The sequence below is a fragment of the Nonomuraea sp. NPDC005692 genome, from assembly GCF_040631115.1.
Classification (GTDB): Bacteria; Actinomycetota; Actinomycetes; order Streptosporangiales; family Streptosporangiaceae; genus Nonomuraea.
Window position 1 is genome coordinate 983,203 of sequence record NZ_JBEXYU010000001.1, and the last position, 21,549, is coordinate 1,004,751.

Annotated in this window: 20 protein-coding genes; 11 read left to right on the forward strand and 9 right to left on the reverse strand. The window is 71.5% G+C overall.

The genetic code is table 11. The annotated features are described in order from the left end of the window. Positions 1 to 16: 16 nt before the first annotated feature. Positions 17 to 1,561, reverse strand: coding sequence for a GMC family oxidoreductase N-terminal domain-containing protein (locus ABZ459_RS04625; protein WP_357965783.1), 1,545 nt, complete (start codon positions 1,559 to 1,561; stop codon positions 17 to 19). Positions 1,562 to 1,708: 147 nt separating this feature from the next. On the opposite strand from ABZ459_RS04625, the gene ABZ459_RS04630 reads away from it, so the two are divergent. The 3 genes from ABZ459_RS04630 (at position 1,709) to ABZ459_RS04640 (ending at position 4,971) form a co-directional block, all read left to right on the forward strand. Beyond that, positions 1,709 to 3,244, forward strand: a complete 1,536-nt coding sequence (locus tag ABZ459_RS04630; RefSeq protein WP_357965786.1) for a long-chain fatty acid--CoA ligase — start codon at positions 1,709 to 1,711, stop codon at positions 3,242 to 3,244. Positions 3,245 to 3,321: 77 nt separating this feature from the next. Further along, the gene (locus tag ABZ459_RS04635; RefSeq protein ID WP_357965788.1) at positions 3,322 to 3,972 is read left to right on the forward strand and encodes an HAD-IA family hydrolase; all 651 of its coding nucleotides are present in this window, start codon (positions 3,322 to 3,324) and stop codon (positions 3,970 to 3,972) included. A 9-nt stretch (positions 3,973 to 3,981) separates the two neighbouring features. After that, positions 3,982 to 4,971, forward strand: coding sequence for an aminoglycoside phosphotransferase family protein (locus ABZ459_RS04640; RefSeq protein ID WP_357965791.1), 990 nt, complete (start codon positions 3,982 to 3,984; stop codon positions 4,969 to 4,971). Between the two features lie 13 nt (positions 4,972 to 4,984). On the opposite strand, the gene ABZ459_RS04645 is transcribed toward ABZ459_RS04640, so the two are convergent. Further along, positions 4,985 to 5,347, reverse strand: a complete 363-nt coding sequence (locus tag ABZ459_RS04645; RefSeq protein ID WP_357965794.1) for a DUF488 family protein — start codon at positions 5,345 to 5,347, stop codon at positions 4,985 to 4,987. Between the two features lie 94 nt (positions 5,348 to 5,441). On the opposite strand from ABZ459_RS04645, the gene ABZ459_RS04650 reads away from it, so the two are divergent. Next, positions 5,442 to 5,819 carry a hypothetical protein gene (locus ABZ459_RS04650; RefSeq protein ID WP_357965797.1) on the forward strand — a complete coding sequence of 126 codons (378 nt, stop codon included), beginning with the start codon at positions 5,442 to 5,444 and terminating at the stop codon, positions 5,817 to 5,819. Positions 5,820 to 5,870: 51 nt separating this feature from the next. Here ABZ459_RS04650 and ABZ459_RS04655 read toward each other — a convergent pair whose 3' ends face one another. Beyond that, the gene (locus ABZ459_RS04655) at positions 5,871 to 6,233 is read right to left on the reverse strand and encodes a helix-turn-helix domain-containing protein (protein ID WP_357965800.1); all 363 of its coding nucleotides are present in this window, start codon (positions 6,231 to 6,233) and stop codon (positions 5,871 to 5,873) included. 62 nt (positions 6,234 to 6,295) lie between these two features. On the opposite strand from ABZ459_RS04655, the gene ABZ459_RS04660 reads away from it, so the two are divergent. Further along, on the forward strand, positions 6,296 to 6,679 hold the full coding sequence (locus tag ABZ459_RS04660; RefSeq protein WP_357965802.1) for a DUF4440 domain-containing protein: 384 nt from the start codon (positions 6,296 to 6,298) through the stop codon (positions 6,677 to 6,679). Positions 6,680 to 6,715: 36 nt separating this feature from the next. On the opposite strand, the gene ABZ459_RS04665 is transcribed toward ABZ459_RS04660, so the two are convergent. The 4 genes from ABZ459_RS04665 to ABZ459_RS04680 all read right to left on the reverse strand — a co-directional run bounded on the left by ABZ459_RS04665 (position 6,716) and on the right by ABZ459_RS04680 (position 11,976). After that, complete coding sequence (locus ABZ459_RS04665) at positions 6,716 to 7,975, reverse strand: cyclopropane-fatty-acyl-phospholipid synthase family protein (RefSeq protein WP_357965804.1); 1,260 nt, start codon at positions 7,973 to 7,975, stop codon at positions 6,716 to 6,718. Positions 7,976 to 7,977: 2 nt separating this feature from the next. Next, positions 7,978 to 9,327 carry an FAD-binding oxidoreductase gene (locus ABZ459_RS04670; protein WP_357965882.1) on the reverse strand — a complete coding sequence of 450 codons (1,350 nt, stop codon included), beginning with the start codon at positions 9,325 to 9,327 and terminating at the stop codon, positions 7,978 to 7,980. A 130-nt stretch (positions 9,328 to 9,457) separates the two neighbouring features. Then, positions 9,458 to 10,441, reverse strand: a complete 984-nt coding sequence (locus ABZ459_RS04675) for a 2-hydroxyacid dehydrogenase (protein ID WP_357965806.1) — start codon at positions 10,439 to 10,441, stop codon at positions 9,458 to 9,460. Further along, a complete protein-coding gene (locus ABZ459_RS04680; protein WP_357965809.1) occupies positions 10,438 to 11,976 on the reverse strand; it encodes a protein kinase in 1,539 nt (512 codons plus the stop codon). The genes ABZ459_RS04675 and ABZ459_RS04680 overlap by 4 nt, the downstream gene beginning before the upstream one ends. A 221-nt stretch (positions 11,977 to 12,197) precedes the next feature. Between ABZ459_RS04680 and ABZ459_RS04685 the strand changes: the two genes are divergently transcribed. Further along, positions 12,198 to 13,319: a CaiB/BaiF CoA-transferase family protein gene (locus tag ABZ459_RS04685; protein ID WP_357965811.1), complete on the forward strand. Its 1,122-nt coding sequence runs from the start codon at positions 12,198 to 12,200 to the stop codon at positions 13,317 to 13,319. Between the two features lie 7 nt (positions 13,320 to 13,326). Here the strand turns inward: ABZ459_RS04685 and ABZ459_RS04690 are convergent, their stop codons facing one another. Beyond that, entirely contained in the window at positions 13,327 to 14,556 is a 1,230-nt protein-coding gene (locus ABZ459_RS04690; RefSeq protein WP_357965814.1) for an FAD-dependent monooxygenase, read from the reverse strand. A gap of 82 nt (positions 14,557 to 14,638) precedes the next feature. Here ABZ459_RS04690 and ABZ459_RS04695 point away from each other — a divergent pair, with 82 nt between their 5' ends. Further along, positions 14,639 to 15,157, forward strand: coding sequence for a helix-turn-helix domain-containing protein (locus tag ABZ459_RS04695; protein WP_357965817.1), 519 nt, complete (start codon positions 14,639 to 14,641; stop codon positions 15,155 to 15,157). Positions 15,158 to 15,166: 9 nt separating this feature from the next. On the opposite strand, the gene ABZ459_RS04700 is transcribed toward ABZ459_RS04695, so the two are convergent. Then, on the reverse strand, positions 15,167 to 15,619 hold the full coding sequence (locus tag ABZ459_RS04700; protein WP_357965819.1) for an effector binding domain-containing protein: 453 nt from the start codon (positions 15,617 to 15,619) through the stop codon (positions 15,167 to 15,169). A gap of 96 nt (positions 15,620 to 15,715) precedes the next feature. On the opposite strand from ABZ459_RS04700, the gene ABZ459_RS04705 reads away from it, so the two are divergent. From ABZ459_RS04705 to ABZ459_RS04720, 4 genes are all read left to right on the forward strand, one after another. Further along, a complete protein-coding gene (locus ABZ459_RS04705) occupies positions 15,716 to 17,155 on the forward strand; it encodes a GuaB1 family IMP dehydrogenase-related protein (RefSeq protein WP_357965821.1) in 1,440 nt (479 codons plus the stop codon). A 136-nt stretch (positions 17,156 to 17,291) separates the two neighbouring features. Continuing rightward, complete coding sequence (locus ABZ459_RS04710; RefSeq protein WP_352357863.1) at positions 17,292 to 17,666, forward strand: FKBP-type peptidyl-prolyl cis-trans isomerase; 375 nt, start codon at positions 17,292 to 17,294, stop codon at positions 17,664 to 17,666. A gap of 109 nt (positions 17,667 to 17,775) precedes the next feature. After that, positions 17,776 to 19,299 carry an ATP-dependent DNA ligase gene (locus ABZ459_RS04715; protein ID WP_357965824.1) on the forward strand — a complete coding sequence of 508 codons (1,524 nt, stop codon included), beginning with the start codon at positions 17,776 to 17,778 and terminating at the stop codon, positions 19,297 to 19,299. A gap of 850 nt (positions 19,300 to 20,149) precedes the next feature. Then, the gene (locus ABZ459_RS04720) at positions 20,150 to 20,944 is read left to right on the forward strand and encodes a septal ring lytic transglycosylase RlpA family protein (RefSeq protein WP_357965827.1); all 795 of its coding nucleotides are present in this window, start codon (positions 20,150 to 20,152) and stop codon (positions 20,942 to 20,944) included. The last annotated feature ends 605 nt before the right edge of the window (positions 20,945 to 21,549 follow it).

Genomic DNA, 21,549 nt, shown 5'->3' on the forward strand with positions numbered 1-21,549 from the left:
GCGTCGCGGCGCCCGGCTACCGGTTCCCCAGGATCAGCTCGGAGCCCTTCTCGCCGATCATGATCGCGGGGGCGTGCGTGTGGCCGCGGTTGAGTGTCGGCATGACGGACACGTCCACCACCCTGAGCCCTTCGAGGCCGCGCACCCGGAGCGACGGGTCCACGACCGACCCCTCGTCGGTGCCCATCCGGCAGGTGCCGACCGGGTGGTAGAGGGTCTCGCCGCGTTCGCGCACCCACTGGGCCAGCTCCTCGTCGCTCTCCGGCCCCCAGTACGGCGCCATCGGGCCGCCCGCGTAGCGCTTCATCGCGCTCGTCGCGAACACCTGCTTGGCCGTCCTGAGCCCGGCGACCAGGCGTTTGACGTCGGCCTCCGCGCTCAGGTAGCCGGGGTCGATCAGCACGTCCCGGCCGCTCAGCCCGACCCGGCCGCGGCTCTCCGGCTGCAGCAGGACGACGCCGACGGTCAGGCCGTGGCCGGTCGGCGGGGTGAGCCCGTGGTCGACGAACGGGCCGGGGGCGAAGACGAGCTCGATGTCGGGGGCGGGCTCCTCGGCCGAGGTCCTGACGAAGGCGACCGCCTCGCCGACGTTCGTGGTGAGCATGCCCGAGCGCAGCACGATGTAGCGCAGCAGGTTCACCAGGGACTCGGCCTTGGTCAGCGTCACCGGCTCCTTGCACTCGACGTACACGCCGGAGGCGAGGTGGTCCTGGAGGTTCTTGCCGACCTCGGGCAGCTCCCGCACGACCGGCACCCCCGCGTCGCGCAGCTCCTCGGCCGCGCCCACCCCGGAACGCATCAGCAGGTACGGCGAGCCGATCGCCCCCGCCGACAGGACGACCTCCTTCGCCGCCCTGACCAGGGTGCCGCCGCTGTGCTCGATGCCGACGGCGCGGGAGCCCTCGAACACCACGCGGTCCACGGTCGCGCCGGTGAGCACGGTGAGGTTGGGCCTGGCGACGGCCGGGCGCAGGTAGGCATCGGCCGCGCTCCACCTGCGGCCGCGGTTCTGGGTCACGGGGGTGGGGCAGTAGCCCTCGTTGGAGCGGCCGTTCAGCTCCGCCAGCCGGGTCAGGCCCAGCTCCTCGCAGGCCCGCAGGAAGGCCGCCGTGGTGACGTTGGGGCTGCGCAGCTCGGAGACGTAGAGCGGGCCGGAGGTGCCGTAGACGCCGCCGTGGTTGCTGCCGACGCGCTGCTCGGCCCTGGTGAAGTAGGGCAGGACCTCCTCGTACGTCCAGCCGGGCACGGCCCACTGGTCGTAGTCCTCCTGGCAGCCGCGCACCCACATCTGCGCGTTGAGCGAGGACGAGCCGCCGATCACCCGCCCGCGCGGCCAGTAGAGCTCGCGGCCGGACATCTCGCCCTGCTTGGCCGTCGTGAAGTTCCAGTCGTAGTCGGTCTTGAACAGCTTGGCGAAGCCGGCGGGCATGCGGATCTCCAGCTTGTCGTCATGCCCGCCCGCCTCGACCAGCGCCACCGACACCGACGGGTCCGCCGACAGCCGGTTGGCCAGCACGCACCCGGCGGACCCCGCTCCGACGATCACGTAGTCGTACTGCATGAGCACTCCAGGGGGCTAAGTAACCTGTCACTTGCTTACTCCAGGTGAGCTGGCGCGTCCATATGCATCTGTAACCTCTGTTACCTACCGGTCGGTATGTGGGGCTGCCAAGATGGCGGCAAGCGCGTACAGAGGAGGAAGGCGTTCATGCTCAACTTGTCGGTCGTCCTGGAGGACAGCGCCAGAAACAACCCCGACGGCACGGCGATCGTCTTCGGCGACATGCGCCTGCCGTACGGCATGATCGACACTGTCGCCCGCCAGGTGGCGAACCTGCTGGTGTCGCGGGGCATCGGCAAGGGTGACAAGGTGGCGCTGGCCTGTCCCAACCTGCCGTACTTCCCGTTCGTCTACTTCGGCATCCTCAAGGCCGGCGCGACCGTGGTGCCGCTCAACGTGCTGCTGCAGGGCCGGGAGATCGCCTACCACCTCGACGACAGCGACGCCAAGGCGCTGTTCTGCTTCGAGGGCTCGCCGGAGCTGCCGCTGGGCGAGCGCGGCAAGGCGGGCTTCGAGGCCGCGGACGGCTGCGAGCACTTCTTCGTGCTGCCCGCCACCGCGCTGGCCACCGAGTCCCCGTACGGCGAGACGGTGTGGGCGGCGCTCAACGGCGTGCCGGCCGACTTCGAGACGGTGCAGACCGACCCCGAGGACACCGCCGTGATCCTCTACACCTCGGGCACCACGGGCCAGCCCAAGGGCGCCGAGCTCAGCCACCAGAGCATGCTGATGAACGCCCTGATCAGCGACCGGATGTTCCCCCGCAGCGAGGGCGGCGACACCTACCTCGCGGTGCTGCCGCTGTTCCACTCCTTCGGCCAGACGACCGTCATGAACACCGCCTTCATGCGCGGCGCGACGGTCGTGCTGATGCCGCGCTTCGAGCCGGGCGAGGCCCTGGAGCTCATGAGCAAGGAGAACGTGACGACCTTCGCCGGCGTCCCGACGATGTACTGGGGCATGCTGACGAAGATCCACGCCGAGGGCGCCGAGGTGCCGCGCAGCCTGAAGGTGGCCGTGGCCGGCGGCGCGTCCTCGCCGGTGGAGGTGCTGAAGGACTTCGAGCAGACCTTCGGCATCGGCATCCTGGAGGGGTACGGCCTGTCGGAGACCTCCCCCGTGGCCAGCTTCAACCAGCTCGGACGGCCCACCAAGCCCGGCACGATCGGCACGCCCATCTGGGGCGTGGAGATGAAGCTGATCGACGGCGACTGGAAGACGGTCGAGGGCGAGGGCCCCGGCGAGATCGCCATCCGCGGCCACAACGTCATGAAGGGCTACTACGGCCGCCCGGAGGCGACGGCCGAGGTGCTCAAGGACGGCTGGTTCCGCACCGGCGACATCGCCACCCGCGACGCCGACGGCTACTACGCCATCATCGACCGGGCCAAGGACATGATCATCCGTGGCGGCTTCAACGTCTATCCGCGCGAGCTGGAGGAGGTGCTCATGACCCACGAGGCGGTGTCGCTGGCAGCGGTCGTGGGCGTCCCGCACGAGTCGCACGGCGAGGAGGTCAAGGCGTACGTCATCCGCACGCCCGGCTCGTCGGTCACCGAGGACGAGCTGATCGCGTGGGCCAGGGAGAACATGGCGGCCTACAAGTACCCGAGGATCGTCGAGTTCCGCGACGCCCTGCCGATGACGGCGACGGGCAAGATCCTCAAGCGCGAGCTCCGCTGACCGGCCGCGGCGCGGGCCCCGGCCCGCGCCTTCCGGCCGCGCCGACCACCGAGCCGGTCGCCAAGGCGCGGCCGCTCGTGCTGTTCGACCTGGACAACACGCTGATCGACCGGCTGGCCGCGTTCCGGCTGTGGGCGGCCGAGTTCGCCGAGGCGCGCGGGCTGGGCGCCGACGCCGTGGACTGGCTGGTACGGCTGGACGCCGACGGGTCCGTGCCGATGGACGTCTTCTTCGCCCGCGTACGCGAGCGCTTCACGCTTGCCGAGCCCGTCGAGGAGTTGTGGCGGGCCTACCGGGCCAGGCTGCCGTACCTGGTGGAGTGTCGTGCCGAGGTGCTGGAGGGGCTCGACCGGCTGCGGGCGGCGGGGTGGGCGGTCGGGATCGTGACGAACGGGATGACCGACAACCAGACGGGCAAGATCCGGCGTACCGGGCTGGCCGAGCGGGTGGACGGGTGGGCGATCTCCGGCGCGGAGGGCGTGCGGAAACCCGGCGCGCGGCTGTTCCGGATCGCCGCCGACCGGTGCGGAGCCGTGCCGGGGGGCGGGTGGATGGTGGGCGACGACCCGGACAAGGACATCGCGGGCGGACGCGCGGCCGGATTGCGGACGATCTGGATCGACCGCGGGACGGGCGCGGCGGCTCCCCCGGCCGACCTGGCGGTGGACGACGTGCTCGCGGCCATGGAGCTGTTAATCGGGATGCCGGGCGGCGAGGGCGGCCGCTAATGTGGCCGGATGCGTGACAGGCCCGCGGATCTGGACGAATCGCTCCTGGTGCCCGCCCTGGAGGCGTGGGGCATCAAGGCCGTCGGGCTGGCGTACGCGCCGGTGGGCTTCGGCGACCACCACTGGATCGCGACCGGCGCCGACGGACGACGCTGGTTCCTCACCGCCGCCACCCTCCCCCGCGAAGCGGCCGGTGGCCTGGACGGGGTGGCGCGCGTGGCGTTCGGGGAGCTGGGGCGGGCGCTGGAGACGGCGGCGGCGCTGTCCGCGACCCTGAAGTTCGTGGTCGCGCCCGTGCCGGACCTCGACGGCGGCGCGCTGCTCCGCCCGCTCGCCGCCCGCTACGCGGTGAGCGTCTTCCCGTTCGTCGACGGCGTCACCGGCGGCTTCGACGACGAGCCGGCCGAACACGACCGCGCCCAGGTCATCGACCTGCTGGCCGAGCTGCACGCCACGGCCCCGCCCCCGTCGACCCCGTCCCGCCCGCTGCAGCCGGCCGGACGGGCGGCGCTGGAGCGGGCTCTCGCCGAGACCGGCCGCCCGTGGACCGGCGGCCCGTACGCCGAGCCCGCCAGGGCCCTGCTCGCCCGCCACGCCGGAACCCTGCACGCCCGGCTGCGCGACTTCGACCGCGGCTGCCGCGACCTCGGCCCTCCCGTCGTCACCCACGGCGAACCGCACCCCGGCAACCTGCTCCGGCACGAGGGCCGCTGCCTGCTGGTCGACTGGGACACCGTCGGCCTGGCCGTACCGGAACGGGACCTGTGGCTGGTCGCCAGGACCCCCGACGACCTGGCCAGGTACGCGGCCGCCACCGGCCGTACGCCCGACCCCGCCGCCCTGGCCCTCTACCGGCTGCGCTGGAGCCTCGACGACGTGGCCGGGTACGTCGCCCTGTTCCGCGCCCCGCACGGCCACACCCGCGACGCCGAGCTGAGCCGGCACTTCCTCAGCCGCACGATCGACGACCTGGCCGCCGGCGGAACCTCCGCCTTCTGAGCGTTCCCCGTGGTCAGGCGCCGAGCAGTTCGGCGAGCACCGCGGCCTCGCTGATCTCGGGCTGCTTGGTGGCGGTGAGCAGGGTCAGCGGGCCCTTCCCGGCGAGCTCGCGCAGGTGCGCCACCGCCTCGGCCCGCTCCGGCTCGGCCAGCTCGTCCCGGTAGCGGTGGCCGAACTCCGCGAACCGGTCGGGCTCGTGCCGGTACCAGGTACGCAGCTCGGTGGAGGGGGCGACCTGTTTGCACCATTCGTCGAGGTGGGCGTCGGCCTTGGCCAGCCCGCGCGGCCACAGCCGGTCGACCAGCACCCGGGCGCCGTCGTCCGGCGCGGGCTCCTCGTAGACCCGGCGCACCCGAACCTTGTTCCCAGCCGTCACCGTCCGTCCCTCCCTCGACCGTGACACCACGCTACGCCGGGCGATGCCAAGCGCCGTTCAGGGACCCGGCCGGGGGACGTCTAGGATCCGGGATGTGGACGAGCCGATCCCCGACGCGCTGCTGCCCGTGCTGCGCGACCTGCGCGCCACCTGCGGGGTGCGCCCGGACCTGCGGGAGGAGAGGCCGCTGTGGGGCGGCGAGCGGCTGCTCATGCTGTTCGCGCCCGACGGCAGCGGCGTGGGCCTGCGCCTCGACGCCGGCGGCGACCCGGCCGAGCAGGTGGCCGACCTGGCCGACCAGGCGCAGGAGTGGGCGGTCGAGGCGCTGTGGGGGCAGGGGCTGCCCGCGGTGTGGCCGGAGTGCCCCGAGCATCCCGGCACCCACCCGCTGGCCGCGACGGTGGTGGACGGCGTCGCGACGTGGTCGTGCCCGCACACCCGCACGCCCGTCGCCGCCGTGGGCCACCTCTGACCCCGGACAAACCGCGAGCGTGGCAGATGTCCCGCCAGGCGAGCGCGTTCGTCAGGGGGTTTCGGCGCCCCAGTCCCAGAGTGCCTGGAGCACCGGGCCGAGGCGGCGGCCGCGCGGGGTGAGCGCGTAGTGGACCCGCGGCGGCCAGCCGGATTCCCGGCGGCGGTCGAGCACGCCCGCCCCCGTCAGGTGGGCCAGCCGCTCGGACAGCACCTTGTCCGACAGCGCGGGCAGGGCCCGGCGCAGCTCGCTGAAGGTGCGCTCGCCGTGCAGGAGCTCACGGACCACCAGGGTCGTCCAGCGGCCGTGCAGGGCCGCGAGGGTGATCTCCACCGGACAGGACGGGCTCGGCGCGGCGACCTCGGCGCGAGGATCGTCCGGCAGGCCCGGGTGACCAACCGTTTGGGAAGTCACGAGAGCGCCTCCTAACGTGTGCCGCGTCCACCTGAGACCTGATTGCGAGAGGACGTGCGACGATGACGAGGCTACTGGCCGAACGCCCCGAGGACGTGCCCGCGGTGTTCGCCGAGCGGTTCAACACGGGCGACCCGGCGGCCCTGGCGGAGGTGTACGAGAGCGGGGCCGTGTTCGTCCCCGAGCCGGGCACCGGCCTGACCGGCGCGGCGGCCCGCGCCGCCAACGAACGGTTCCAGGCGCTCGGGCTGCCGATCACGGTCCGGCCGCGGCACGTCTACGCGACCGGCGACCTGGCACTGCTGATCGTCGACTGGATCATCGACGGCACCGGCCACGACGGGCAGCCGGTGCACATCGAGGGCACCGCCACCGACGTCGCCCGCCGCGGCCAGGACGGCCGCTGGCGGTACGTCATCGACAACCCCTTCGGAGTTGCGGGGTGAACCGTGGGGAGAGGGCGACGGGCCCTCTCCCGCCCGTCACGGCCAGCTGACCGCCGGACGCAGCTGCACGCCGGACCGGCCGTCGTCGTCGAGCTTGACGCCCAGCACCTGGTGCAGCTGGACCTTGTTGCGCTCGAAGCCCACGATGCAGCCCGCCATGTACAGGGCCCACACCCTGGCCGTGCCCATCCCGACCTCCTGGACGGCCTCGTCCCAGTTGGCGTCGAGGTTGTCGCACCAGTGGCGCAGGGTCTTGGCGTAGTGCTCGCGCAGGTTCTCCTCGTGGCGGATCTCGAAGCCGATGTCCTCCATCTGCCTGACCAGCCAGCCCACGGACTCCAGCTCGCCGTCGGGGAAGACGTAGCGGTTGATGAAGCCGCCCTTGTTGAACGTCTTCTCCTTGCCCGTCGGACGGGTGATGCAGTGGTTGAGCAGCCGGCCGCCGGGCTTGAGCTTGCCGTACAGGAACTCGAAGTACGACGGCACGTTGTCCTTGCCGATGTGCTCGGTCAGGCCGATGGAGCTGACCGCGTCGAAGCCGGTCTCCCGCACGTCGCGGTAGTCCATGAAGCGCACCTCGGCGAGGTCCTGGAGGCCCGCGTCGGCGATCGCCTTCTGGGCCCACTCGGCCTGCTGGCGACTCAGCGTCACGCCCAGCGCCTTGACGCCGTAGTGCTTGGCGGCGTGGATGACCATGCCGCCCCAGCCGCAGCCGACGTCGAGCAGGCGCATGCCCGGCTTGAGGTCGAGCTTCCTGGCCACCAGGTCGAACTTCGTGTACTGGGCCTCCTCCAGCGTCGCGCCCTCCTCGGGGTAGGTCGCGCACGTGTAGGCCATGGACGGCCCCAGCACCCACCGGTAGAACCGGTTGGACACGTCGTAGTGGTGGTGGATCGCCTCGGCGTCACGCTGCTTGGCGTGCCGCGAGCCGAGCCGGGCCAGGGCGCTCTGGCGCACCTCCTGCGGGGGCGGCGGCACCCGCATGAGCAGCGGCTTGACGCCCAGCGACCGTACGGCGGCGAGCTTCTCGCCCGCGGTCAGGTCGTTGGTGGTGATGTTCCACATGCGGTCGAGCAGGGTGTACAGGTCGCCGTGCACGTCGATGTGGCCGGAGATGTACGCCCTGGCCAGGCCCAGTTCCCCGGGGGCCTGCGCCAGGTAGGCCACCGCGATGGGCGACTTGACCTCAAGACCGAGGTCAGCTCCGTCGGGACCGGCCTTGCTGCCGTCGTAGGCCATGAACGAGATGTTCGCTTCAGAGCCGACGATCTTCTCAAAGATGCTTGCGAGAGCCATGCTCACCTTCCCCGTACACACTTTTCGTACAGGTCCAGCAGGCGACCGTTCGGGTCGTATTCCCGCTTGACCGGCCAATAAGCATCACCGTTGTACAGCTCCCAGAACTGCTCACGGGCGTAGAAGGAGGTCGAGTAGAGCGACTTGTGGCCGTCCAGCTCGTGTACCGAGTCCTCGATGAGCCTGTTGTAGTAGCCGTCGAACTGGCCGCGCGGCAGCGGGACCATGCCCCAGAAGCCGAAGTTGACGTAGAGCTTGCCCGGCTCCAGCGGGTACAGCGGCCACTGGGAGCTCGCCCGCAGCGGGCACATCCAGACGGGGGTCATGCCCACCTTGTCGTGGAAGAACTCCAGGAACTGCGCACCGCGCTCGATCGGCACCTCGACGTCCTGGATGACCGACTCCTGGACGGGCTGGTCGCGCCAGCGGTCGACGCGGGCGGTCAGGCCGGTCCGCCGGTCGAGGGCGACGAGCCTGCGGTAGACGTCGGAGCGCATCCAGCGGCGCGGCATCAGCGAGCGGACCACCGGCTGCTGCACGCCGAACGCCCGCGAGCACCAGAACCAGTCGGTGTCCCAGCGCCACAGGTAGTCGTGGATGCTCAGCCAGTCGCGGCTGCGCTGCCTGATCGACTGGTAGTAGATGCGCATGCCGGTGTAGTCGGAGACGTAGGGCGCGCGGTCGGCGAAGCGGCCCAGCGTGATGTACATCTCCTCCGGGTCGAAGAAGACGCCGTCCACGAAGTCGACCTGCTCGCCGTCGTGCACCATGCTGTCGCAGATCTCCTGCATGGCCAGCATGCACTTGGCCGCGTCAGTGAACCTGATGTGCGTCAGGTGCACGTACGGCTGGACCTTGCGGAGCTTGATCCGGATGCGCAGGGCGTAGCCGAGCGTCCCGTAGGAGTTGGGGAAGGCGCGGAACAGATCCTGGTGCTCGTTGTCGTCGCGGGCCACGATGATGCGGCCGTCGCCGGTGAGGATCTCCAGTTCCTCCACCGACTCGTGCGGGAGGCCGTCCCTGAAGCTGGTCGACTCGATGCCGAGGCCGGTCACGGCGCCGCCGAGCGTGATCGTCTTGAGCTGCGGCACCACGTACGGCATGAGCCCGTGGGGCAACGTGGCCTCGACAAGGTGCTCGTACGTGGTCATGCCCTGGACCTCGGCCGTCATCGTCGCCGGGTCGACGCTGATGACCTCGTCGAGGTCTCTGGCCGACAGCTTGGCCGTCCTGCCTCCGTCACGGAACCTGAACAGGTTGGACGTGGACTTGGCCAACCGGGGAGCGGCGTCGCCGGGGATCTCGGCGTAGGACTGCCGGATCTGCTCTACTGCCCGTTGGTGTGTCGACATCGTCGTCGTCACGGAAGCACCCCCTTGAGCTGGTAGAGATCGTCCGTAAGACCGTATCTCCCGCAGCCCGGCTCGAACAGACCGGGGTCGTTAAAGACACGAAAACTGTTCATCGTGCCAGGTGAAACGCCTATGTGGCAGGCAAATGCGGAAATCTCCTGCGAACCAGGGGTGAGACCCCATTGAGCACGGCATGCACTTCTCGTCCCTCCAGTGCCGCCGTGAGGTTGTCCAGCGTGGCCGTGAGCAGGCGCGTCGTCGCCTCGGGCGTCACCCCGGCGGCGTGCGGCGACAGCAGCACGTCCGGCAGATCGCGCAGCGGATCGCCGGCGGGCAGCGGCTCGGTGTCGAACACGTCGAGCGCGGCCCCGCCGAGGTGCCCGTCGCGCAGCGCGGCGACCAGCGCCGCCTGGTCGACGACGCCGCCCCTGGCCGCGTTGACCAGCAGCGCACCCCGCTTCATGCGGCGCGGGTCGATCAGCCCGCGGGTCTCCTCCGACAGCGCGATCACCACGACCAGCACGTCGCTGCCGGTCACCAGCGTCTCCAGGTCGGCGCGGCCGGGCGCCTGCCGCGGGGACCTGGTCCAGTAGGAGACCTCGCAGCCCAGGGCGCCGAACAGGCGCACGCAGTTCTCGCCGATCGGTCCGTACCCGACGACGCCGACCCGGCGGCCGCTCAGCTCGCGCGGGCGCAGGCCCTGCTGCGGCCACTCCCCCGCGCGTACGGCGGCGTCGGCGGCCCCCAGCCGGCGCGACAGGGACAGCGTGGCGGCCAGGCACCACTCCGACACCGCGACGGCGCTGACGCCAGGCGTGTTGGCCAGCGGCACCCCGGCCTCGGCCAGGGCGGCCAGGTCGTGGCCGTCGACGCCCACGGAGGGCTGCTGCACGAAGGCCAGCGCGGGCGCGTGCTTGACCGCCTCGGCGTCGAGCACGAGCGTGGAGGTCCAGTCGCCGAGCACGATCTCGGCCTCGGGCAGCGCGGCCAGCAGCCCGGCCCGGTCACGGGTGGCGGGCACGCGGACCGTCACCCGGTCGCCGAGCGGGGCGAGCAGACCGCGCGTCGCCTCCTCGGGGAGCGGCGGCAGGGCGAGCAGGTTCCAGGGGCTCATGCCTTCACAGTAAAGCTGTCGATCACCTGTCGCATCAGTCCCCTGTTGCGCAGCCACTGGTCCTGGGCGACCGTCCAGGACAGGATGTAGGCCGTCTCGCCGGACACCACCGCGCGGCGCACCTCGTGGTAGGTCATGCCCGGCCTGATCCAGTGCGTGCCGGCGGCGCTGGCGGCGGTCCAGGAGAACTCCCACTCGACCGCCTTGACGCCCCGGTGGTCGACCACGCGGCGGCCGCGGCTGATCACCTCCTGGCCCTCCTGCCGCAGCGTCTCCTCCGAGTCGCGCAGGATCTGGTTGGCGTCGAGGCTGGAGAACAGGGCCTGGACGCCGAGGTGGGCGTTGCCGTCGCGGCGCGTCCACTCGGTGGAGGATTCGCGCAGCGCGCCCCGCCAGCCGATCGGGCGCAGGATCGACCAGCCGTCCCGCGAGGTCCACGCGCGTACGGCCGGGCGCACCCGCCGCACGGTCGGCGTGGGGGTCGCCGACGGCGTCCGGCTCGTCGTGGGCTGCTGCGAGGGGGACGGGCTCAGCGGGCTGGCCGCGGCGGCCGGCTGGGCGGTGCGCGGGGCGCCCTCGGCGGGCGTGGCGAGCTTGAAGTAGGCGACCGCGCCGCCCGCCACGACCACCACGGCGGCGGCGGCCACGGCCAGCACGGCCCGCCCGCGCCCGCTGCCCGGCTTCTTCTCCGGCAGGTCGGTGTAGGCGGGCTTGGCCGCCACCTCGATGGCCGCGAGCAGCCGGTCGGCCTCCTCGGCGTCCACCCGGTCGGCGGGCTCCTTGCGCAGCAGGCCCTTCAGGATCGGATGCATGACCGGCGGGATGCGCCGGTAGTCGGGCTCCTCGTTGAGCAGCGCGTTGATCGTCGCCATGGCCTCGCCGCGGTCGAACGGCGAGCGGCCGACCATCGCGGCGAACAGCGTCGCGCCGAGCGACCACAGGTCGGAGGGCGGTCCGGCCTCGTCCGCGCGCACCCGTTCGGGGGCCAGGAAGCTGGGCGAGCCGGTCACCATGCCCGTACTGGTCAGCGAGGCGTCGCCCTCGACCGTGGCGATGCCGAAGTCCATCAGCACCACGCGGCCGTCGTCGGCGAGCAGGATGTTGGCGGGCTTGACGTCTCTGTGCAGGATCCCGGCCTCGTGGGCGGCCTTGAGCGCCGACAGCACCTGGCGGCCCACGTCGGCCGCCTGCCGTACGGGCAGGGCCCCTGAGGTGGCCACGACCTCTTCGAGCGAGGGGTGCGCGACCAGCTCCATGACGATCCAGGGCCGGCCGCCCTCCTCGACCACGTCGTAGACCGCGACCACGGACGGGTGGTTGAGCTTGGCCGCCGTACGGGCCTCGCGGGCGGTGCGCATGAGGTGGCGCTCCTGCTCGCCCGGCGACAGCCCCTCGGGCAGCAGCACTTCCTTGATGGCCACCTGCCGGTTGAGCAGCGTGTCGTAGCCCTCCCAGACGACGCCCATACCCCCGCGGCCCAGTTCGCGCAGTAACTGGTAGCGCCTGGCGACAAGCCCGTTGCTCTCCGAAACCATGTCCTACCCCTGTAGCGGCGCGAGCGCCTGCTGCAGACAGCCGCTTGACACCGGCGATCTGTAGACCACCCGAACAGTGGGCAAGTTTCCCATACCTCCCACGAGTTCGCGGGAAGGACGCAAAAGGCCGCTTGCCACGACTTGCCGAATGTTGTTCTACTGAGGCAGGTTCGGAGCCGTGAAGCCGAGCGTTTGCCTGCGCAACTGTCGAGGAGATGTCCATGTCGAAGCGTAGTGGCGGCCCGCTGGCCGGAGTGCGCGTGCTGGAGCTCGCGGGGCTGGCCCCGGGGCCGTTCGCCGGGATGATGCTGGCCGACCACGGCGCGGAGGTGCTGCGGGTCGACCGGGTGAAGGCCGTCTCCGACAGACCCCGTACGGACGTCATGGACCGCGGGAAGCAGACGATCGGCCTGGACCTGAAGTCGCCCGAGGGCGTGGCCGCCTTCAAGGAGCTGGCCCGCAACGCCGACGTGGTGATCGAGGTCTTCCGTCCCGGCGTCGCCGAACGGCTCGGCATCGGCCCCGCCGACCTGCACGCTGTGAACGAGCGGCTGATCTACGGCCGGATGACGGGCTGGGGCCAGGACGGCCCGCTCGCGCCCACCGCCGGCCACGACATCGACTACATCGCGATCTCCGGCGTGCTGTCGATGCTCGGCCGCGAGGACGGCAAGCCGACCCCGCCGATCAACATCCTCGGCGACTTCGCCGGCGGCGGCCTCATGCTCGCCTACGGCGTGCTGCTGGCCCTGTTCGAACGCGAGCGCACCGGCAAGGGCCGGGTGATCGACGCCGCCATGGTGGACGGCGCCGCCCTGCTGTTCTCGATGTTCTACCAGGCCGCGCAGAGCGGTTTCTGGGGCCCGCGCGGCACCAACCTGCTCGACACCGGCGCCCCCCAGTACGACACCTACGAGACCGCCGACGGCGGCTTCCTGGCCGTCGGCTCGCTCGAACCGCAGTTCTGGGACGCCATGGTGAGCCTGATGGGCCTGACCGGCCTGCCCGACCGGAACGACAGGACGCAGTGGCCCGCGCTCAAGGCCCGGCTGGCCGAGGAGTTCGCCAAGCGCACCCGCGCCGAATGGGAGGCCCTGTTCGAGGGCTCGGACGCCTGCGTCTCGCCCGTCCTTTCCATGGCCGAGGCCGCGCGGCACCCGCACAACGTCGCCCGGGGCACGTTCGCCGAGGTCGGCGGCGTGACCCACCCGGTGCCCGCGCCGCGCCTGCTCGGCGTGCCGGCCCCGGACCTGTCGCCCGCCACCCGCCTCGCGGACCTGTCCGCGTGGGGGTTGCCGACGGCGGAGGCGGACAAATTGCGGGAGCAGGGCGTGCTGGCCTGAGCCTTCGTCAGGGGCGGGACGGCGTCGCCGGCCGCGCGTGGGCGGCGTAGTCCTTGAGGCGGATCGAGTCGTGCAGGCGCACCCCCTTGCTGCTGATCTTGGTCGCGGCCCTGGTCAGGGCGACCGGCACGTGGTTGACCAGCCGGACGCCCTGGGCCAGCGCCCACACGTCGAAGCGGCTCCCCGGGACGATCCCCCTGGCCGCGCGGCGGGCGAAGGCGCGGCTGCGGCGCACGTACTCGCCGATCTCGGCCTCGTAGGCGGGGTAGGCCGTGCGGTGGTCGCCGCCGTGCGCGGCCAGCTCGCCCGCCAGCACGTACGCCCCCACGACCGCCAGGCTCGTGCTGCCGCCCACGGCCGGCCCCGGGCAGTAACCGGCGTCGCCGGCCAGCGTCACCCGGCCGCGTGACCAGGAGTCGAGCCTGAGCTGGGTGATGGAGTCGAAGTAGAAGGCGGACGTGCGGTCCACCTCGTCCAGGATCCTGGGGACCTGCCAGCCGAGGCCGCCGAACCGCTCGCGCAGCAGTTCCTTCTGCCGGGCCACGTCCCGGTAGTGGTAGTCGAGCGGCTCCGGCGTCCTGAACAGGAATCCGGCCCGCGCGTCGTCCATGTGCGCGGCGCTGTAGACGGCGGCCATGTAGCCCTCGCCCGCCATGGCCTCCATCCGGCCGTCGAGGCCCAGGAAGTCGGGGACGGAGGCGACGGCGAGGTACGCGCCGATCCAGGTGGCGAAGCGCCCCTCGGGGCCGAAGGTCAGGCGGCGCACGTTGGAGTGCAGCCCGTCGGCGCCGATCACCAGGTCGAAGCGGTCCTGCCGGCCGCTGTCGAAGCGCACCTCGCCGTCCTTGGAGATCGAGGCGATGGAGTCGCCGAAGACGTAGGCGGCGTCGTGCCGGGTGGCCTCGTAGAGGACCTCGCTCAGGTCGTCGCGCATGATCTCGATGTGCCGGTCGGAGACGGCGGCGAGGATGCGGCGCAGCTCCAGCCGCACGGGCCGCGCCCGGCCCTCGCGGTGGACGGTGAGCCAGTCGGTGCCCGTCTTCTTCGCCGTGACCGGCTCCAGGAGGCCCATCTTCTCGACGATGTCCATGGCGGGCCGGAACAGGTCCACCGCGTGGCCGCCCGACTTCCTGAGCGCCGGGGCGCGTTCGACGACCGTGACCTCAAAGCCGTACCTGGTCAGCCAGTACGCCAGCACCGGCCCGGTGACGCTGGCGCCCGAGACGAGGACCTTCATGGCCCCCTCCTTACTTAACGGTTGGTAAGTCCACGCTAGCACGCGTCCTTACTTAACGGTAGGTAAGGGATAAACTTCAGGCATGCCCAGTGACACCAAGTCCCGCATCCAGGCGGTGGCCCGCGAGCTGTTCGCCGAGCAGGGCGTGCAGAACACCAGCCTGCGCCAGATCTCCGACCGGCTGGGCATCACCAAGCCCGCGCTCTACTACCACTTCGCCTCGCGCGACGACCTGGTGCGCAGCATCGTGCAACCGCTGGTGGAGGACTTCGAGCGCTTCACCGCCAGGCAGCGGCCCGGCGACCCGCGCGCGCTGCTCGACGACTACTTCGAGCTCATGTGGCGCCACCGCGACGTGACGGGGATGATGGTGCGCGACATCTCGATCCTGGCCTACCTCGACCTGGGTCAGCGCATGTTCGAATGGCGGCGCGAGCTGATCACCCTGCTGCTCGGCCCCGACCTCACGCAGGCCCAGCAGATCCGCGCCACACTGGCGCTCGGCGGCATGGCCGACTGCACGGTCGAGTACGCCGGCCTCCCCCTGGAGGAGGTCAAGCCGACGGCCGTCGCGGCGGCGGCCGAGGCGCTCGGCCTGTGACCCCCGGGCCTAGACGGCCACGTAGAGGTCGGCGCCCTCGAAGTGATGGACCTCCAGGTCCGTGGTGAAGGCACGGGAGGGCTGGCCACCCGACTCGGTGTGCCGCCACACCTGCTGCCACGCCTCGATCAGCGCCTGCGGCAGCTGCCCGCGGGCCTCCAGCCTGATCGACTTGGCGGCCGGCACGCGCACCGCCACCATGCCCTCGGGCAGGCGCGGCACCGTGCGCACGCCGATGCCGACGATCTGCGTGTAGGCGCCGGTGTGGTCGCTCTCGTAGTCGGTCAGCACCGCGTAGAGGTTCTCGTCGATGCGGCCCGGCACGTGCGCGAAGGCCCCCGGTGCGCCCGCCCGCTGCCACAGCGCGGGCAGCGCGGCCCGGGCCGGATCCGCCTCGTCGGCGTTCGTCGTGCGTACGGCGAAGCCCACGACGGTCAGCTCGGCCCGTTCGACGATGTCCACGACCTACCTCCCCCAAATGTGTCCCCGGCCGATCATAAGCCCCGGAGAACGGGGGAAACCCCTTGTTAGACCTGTCACCCCATAAGATGGATGAACGTGAAGTTTCTCAACGACCAAGAGCCTCGTTACGATTTGACTTACAGCGACGTGTTCATGGTGCCGTCGCGCTCCTCGGTCGGATCGCGGCTCGCGGTCGACCTCTCCACGAACGACGGCACAGGCACCACGATCCCCGTCGTCGTCGCCAACATGACCGCGGTCGCCGGCCGCCGCATGGCCGAGACCGTGGCCCGCCGCGGCGGGATCACCGTGATCCCCCAGGACATCCCCCTCGACGTCGTCGCCGACGTGGTCGACTGGGTCAAGAAGCGCGACCTGGTCCACGACACGCCGCTCACCCTCACACCGCACGACACCGTGGGCGAGGCGCTGCAACTGCTGCCCAAACGCGCCCACAACGCGGTCATCGTCGTCGACTGGGACAACCGGCCCGTCGGCGTCGTGACCGAGGCCGACTGCCAGGGCGTGGACATGTACACGCAGCTGTCGGAGGTCATGTCGAGCGAGCTGCTCACGCTGCCCGCCGGGCTCGACCCGCGCGGCGCCTTCGACCGCCTGCACGAGGGCCGCCACCGCCTCGCCCCCATCGTGGACGACGAGGGCCGGCTGGTCGGCATCCTCACCCGTACGGGCGCACTGCGGGCCACGCTCTACCAGCCCGCGCTCGACGCCCAGGGCCGCCTGCGCATCGCCGCGGCCGTCGGCGTGAACGGCGACGTCGCCGCCAAGGCCAAGGAGCTGCTGGAGGCCGGGGCCGACTGCCTGGTCGTGGACACCGCCCACGGCCACCAGGAGAAGATGATCGCCGCCCTGCGCGCCGTCCGGGCGCTCGACCCCGGCGTGCCGGTCGCGGCGGGCAACGTGGTGACCGCCGAGGGCGTGCGCGACCTGGTCGAGGCGGGGGCCGACATCCTCAAGGTCGGCGTGGGGCCGGGCGCCATGTGCACCACGCGGATGATGACCGGCGTCGGGCGTCCGCAGTTCTCGGCGGTGCTCGAATGCTCGGCCGAGGCCCGCCGGCTCGGCAGGCACGTCTGGGCGGACGGCGGCGTCCGGCACCCCCGTGACGTGGCCCTGGCGCTGGCGGCCGGGGCGTCCAACGTGATGATCGGCTCGTGGTTCGCCGGCACGTACGAGTCCCCCGGCGACGCCCGCACCGACGCCGACGGGCGCAAGTACAAGGAGAACTTCGGCATGGCCTCCTCCCGGGCCGTACGGCTCAGGACGGCCGAGGACTCCGCCTACGACCGGGCCAGGAAGGCGCTGTTCGAGGAGGGCATCTCGACCTCGCGCATGTACCTTGACCCCAAGCGGCCCAGCGTGGAGGACCAGATCGACGGGATCGTCGCGGGCCTGCGGTCGTCGTGCACGTACGCGGGCGCGGCGAACCTGGAGGAGTTCCACCAGCAGGCCGTCGTCGGCATCCAGAGCTCCTCCGGCTACGCGGAGGGCATGCCGCTCCACCAGAGCTGGTGACCTCCCGGCGCCGGTGCCCCCGGCGACGCGCCCGCCGAGCGGCCCGGCGCCGGGAGAAGAGGCGGCCATGAACGACGGCCGTACCCCGACGGCATAGAGTCGTCGGGTCATTGTCACCGTCAACAGGAGCACATTCGTGGCACTCGAGAAGCCCGAGATCGACTTCCCCGAGGGCAACCCGCCCGCCGACCTGGAGATCGTCGACCTCGTCGAAGGCACTGGCCCCGAGGCCAAGCCGGGCCACAACGTCAGCGTCCACTACGTGGGTGTCTCGTTCTCGTCCGGGGAGGAGTTCGACGCGTCGTGGAACCGCGGCCAGGCGTTCGAGTTCCCGCTCGGGGGCGGCCGCGTCATCGCGGGCTGGGACCGCGGGGTCGCCGGGATGAAGGTCGGCGGCCGTCGCAAGCTCGTCATCCCGCCGCACCTCGGTTACGGCGACCGTGGCGCGCCGCCGCGCATCAAGGGCGGCGAGACGCTGATCTTCGTGGTCGACCTGCTCGGCGTCAGCTAGACCGGGAACGGGCGGGCCGCCGACGGCGGCCCGCCCGGCTACCCCTGCTTTGGAAAACCCGGGACATATCGGGTGGGGAAATGTCGGCGTGGTGAGGCACGATAGCGGTGTGCTTCTGATCGACGTGGTCCGGACCTCCGACGCGGTGACGCGCACCTCCGCACGGCTGGGCAAGGTCGGGCATCTGGCCGAGCTGCTCGCCCGGGTCGGCCCGGACGAGGCGGAGATCGCCATCGCCTACCTGTCGGGCGACCTGCCGCAACGCCAGATCGGCGTGGGCTGGCGCTCGCTGGAGGACGTCCCCCAGCCCAAACTCGCCGCCACCGCCACCCTCACAGCCGTCGACGCGCTGCTGACCCGGATCAAGGCCGTCTCCGGCCCCGGCTCGCAGGCGGCGCGCAGGGCGCTGGTCGCCGAGCTGTTCGCCGGGCTGACCAGCCAGGAGCAGCAGTTCATGCGCAGGCTGCTCAACGGCGAGCTGCGCCAGGGCGCCCTCGACGGCGTGATGATCGAGGCGCTGGCCAAGGCGTCCGGCGCGCCGTCGGCCGACGTGCGGCGGGCGCTCACCCTGCGCGGCTGGCTGCCCGCCGTGGGCGCGGCGGCGCTGACGGGCGGCGTGGCGGCGCTGCACGCGTTCAAGCTGGAGGTGGGGCGGCCGGTCTCCCCCATGCTCGCCGGCAGCGCGCCCAACGTGGCCGCCGCGCTGGAGAAGGCCGGCTCGCCCGCGTCCCTGGAGTGGAAGCTCGACGGCGTACGCGTGCAGGCCCACCGCTCGGGCACGCAGGTGCGGGTCTTCACCCGCACCCTCGACGACATCACCGCGCAGGTGCCCGAGCTGGTCGAGGCGGTGCTCGGGCTCGACTCCGCCGACCTGGTGCTCGACGGCGAGGTCCTCGCGCTGCGGCCGGACGGGCGTCCCCACCCGTTCCAGGTGACCGCGAGCCGCGTCTCCAGCAAGACCGACGTCGCCAGGCTGCGCGAGCAGACCCCGCTCAGCGTGTTCTTCTTCGACGCGCTGCGCGCCGACGGCGCCGACCTGCTAGACCTGCCGTACTCGCAGCGCCAGGAGGCCCTGGCCCGCGCCGTCCCGCCCGGCCTGCTGACGCCGCGGCTGATCACCGCCGACGTGGCCGAGGCGGAGAAGTTCTTCACCGACGTGGTCAAGGCGGGCCACGAGGGCCTGGTGGTGAAGTCCCTGTCCTCCCCGTACGCGGCCGGCCGACGCGGCGCGGGCTGGATCAAGGTCAAGCCCCGGCACACACTTGACCTGGTGGTCCTGGCGGCCGAGTGGGGCCACGGCCGGCGCGAGGGCAAGCTGTCCAACCTCCACCTGGGCGCGCGCGATCCCGAGGGCGGGTTCGTCATGCTCGGCAAGACGTTCAAGGGGCTCACCGACGAGCTGCTGGCCTGGCAGACCGAACGCTTCCTCGAACTCGCCGACGGCCCCACCGACGAATGGGCGGTCAAGCTGCGGCCCGAACTGGTCGTGGAGATCGCCTTCGACGGCGTGCAGCGTTCGCCGCGCTACCCCGGGGGGATGGCGCTGCGCTTCGCCCGGGTGCTGCGCTACCGCCCGGACAAACGCCCCGAGGACGCCGACACCGTAGCCACCGTCCGCTCCCTCATGCTCTGACCCCCGCGCTTTGCCGGGCTGTACGTCCGGAACGGCGACGGCACGTAGAGGTAGGCGAGGGCTTTGCCCGGCGTTGCCGTCGAATCCCCCCGCTGCTCCCTCTCCCGAACGGACAGTACGTCCGGGAGAGATGAAATGCTGCCCCGCCTTACCACCGCAGCCCCCGCACACCCTCCCGCGAACAGACTGCACGCCCCAGACGCAGGCGGAGCGGCACGCCAAGGCGGTGAGCAGGGATTGCCCACCTTGCCACCGCATCCCTGCACCCGCCGCCGGACTGCCCAGTGGGTAGGCAGAGCAGCACGCAAAGGCCGGCGAGCAGGGATTCCCCTCCTTGCCACCACATCCCCCCGCACACCCTCTCCGGACGGACTGCACACGCGAGGAGCAGGCAGAGCGGCGACTGAAGAGCGGTGAGGAGGGGCTGGCGGTCTTGTCACCGGGGCCCTCTGTTCATGGCGCGGGCGGATTCCCTCGGTCATGACCCGAGGCTGAGTTGAGCCATTCGCGCCCTGAGTTCGCGTGGGGCCGTTCGCGGCCTTAGGTCAGGTTGGGCCGTTCGCGGTCTGAGGTCGGAATGGCCTGAGGTGTGGTGTTAGACGAGTTCTGCCGTTCTCCAGAAACCCCAAGATCCTCGGCGTACGCTCGGCGTTCTGGGCCTCTTGCGCCCTTAAGTGAGATATGTCACTGTATGTCGCATTAAGTTGTCTTTACCTGCTGTTTGTCGCATATGTTCGTCCTCGCCCGCCGGATCCCCCTCCCTTGCGGGCGGACAGGCCGTCACACGCCTCTCACCCCCCTTGACCTGGCCTTTCCCTTTCCTGTCCCCTAGCTAGGACCGTGGTTTACCTTGGGCCAGCACTCCCACAAATCGTCCCCCAACGACCGCAAGCTCTCACCGGGCAAGCGCCGCTGGACCGCCATCGCCGCTGGGGCCGCCGTAGTGGCCGCCGCATCGACCACCGCCTGGGCCGCCGTCGGCAACGACGCTCCCAGCACCACCGCCGCCAAGGACGCCGCCACGGCGACCACGTCCACCGGCACCCCCAACCCGCCGGTCGCGGCCAACGTCTCCCAGGCCAGGACCACCACCCCGGCTCCCACGGCTTCGAGCCCCAGCGCCTCGACCTCCACCGCTTCGGGGCCGAGCGCGAAGGGCGTCCCGAACTCCCCGCACGGCACCCCCGCGCCGAAGGCCCCCGCCGCCGCCCGGCCCGACGCCACCGAAACGTCGGCCTCCGACACAGCCACGTCCGAGACGGCGGCATCCGACACGACAGCGTCCGACACGGCGAAGAAGACGGCCAAGACCGTCAAACCGGTCAAGCTCCGGGCCACGAAGCCGAAGGTCCGCGTCCTGTCCTCCGGGACGTGTGGCGCCTCGTACTACGGCGAGCCCCAGATGACGGCCAGTGGCGAACGCTTCAACCCCTCCGCCATGACCGCCGCCCACAAGACCCTCCCGCTGGGCAGCCGCGTCCGCGTCACCAACCCGCGTAACGGCTCGTCGGTCACCGTACGCATCAACGACCGCGGCCCGTACGTGGGCGGTCGGTGCCTCGACCTCTCCACGGCCGCGTTCGACGCGATCGGCAGCCTGGGCGCGGGCGTGATGACCGTCCGCTACGAAGTCCTGGCCCGCTGACCGACTCCGGTCTCTCCTCGGCCCCGCCCCCGCTCGTTCGTCACCCGGGGGGGCGGGCCGGACCCTCCTCAGCACGCCCCCACGAACCCCCACAAATGCCCCGCCCCTGACCCCCGATAGCCCGAAGACGTCCCCCGATATCCTCGGACGTCCCCCGGCAGCCCTTGAGCCGCTCCCCCGGATGTTTCGTGGATCGCGGTCCCGATACCGCGGTTCCGATGTCTCGGGCCCCCGGCCCGAATCCCCCGGCCCCTGATATCCCGGGGGCGCCCCCAAGCCCCCGAAGGTCCCCCGACTGCCCCGGACGTCCCCCAACGTCTCTCGGGCCCGATATCGCGGCGCCTGCCCCGGATCCCCCGGACGTCCCCCGACATCCCTCGGGCCCGATATCGCCGGGCCTGCCCCGGATCCCTCGGTCTCCCCCATTCCCGGACGTCCCCCGACGTCCTTCGGGCCCAATCGGAGTTCCCGGCCCCGACATCTCTTGGTCCTGATCCAGATCCTCGGAGGGGTCACGTCCACGGACGTGGTGTATGAGTCGATCTTCGCGTGATCCTATTTCTGCAGGTTAAGCGGTAAGTGTCTGCGGGAGTGGGTTCTGGGCC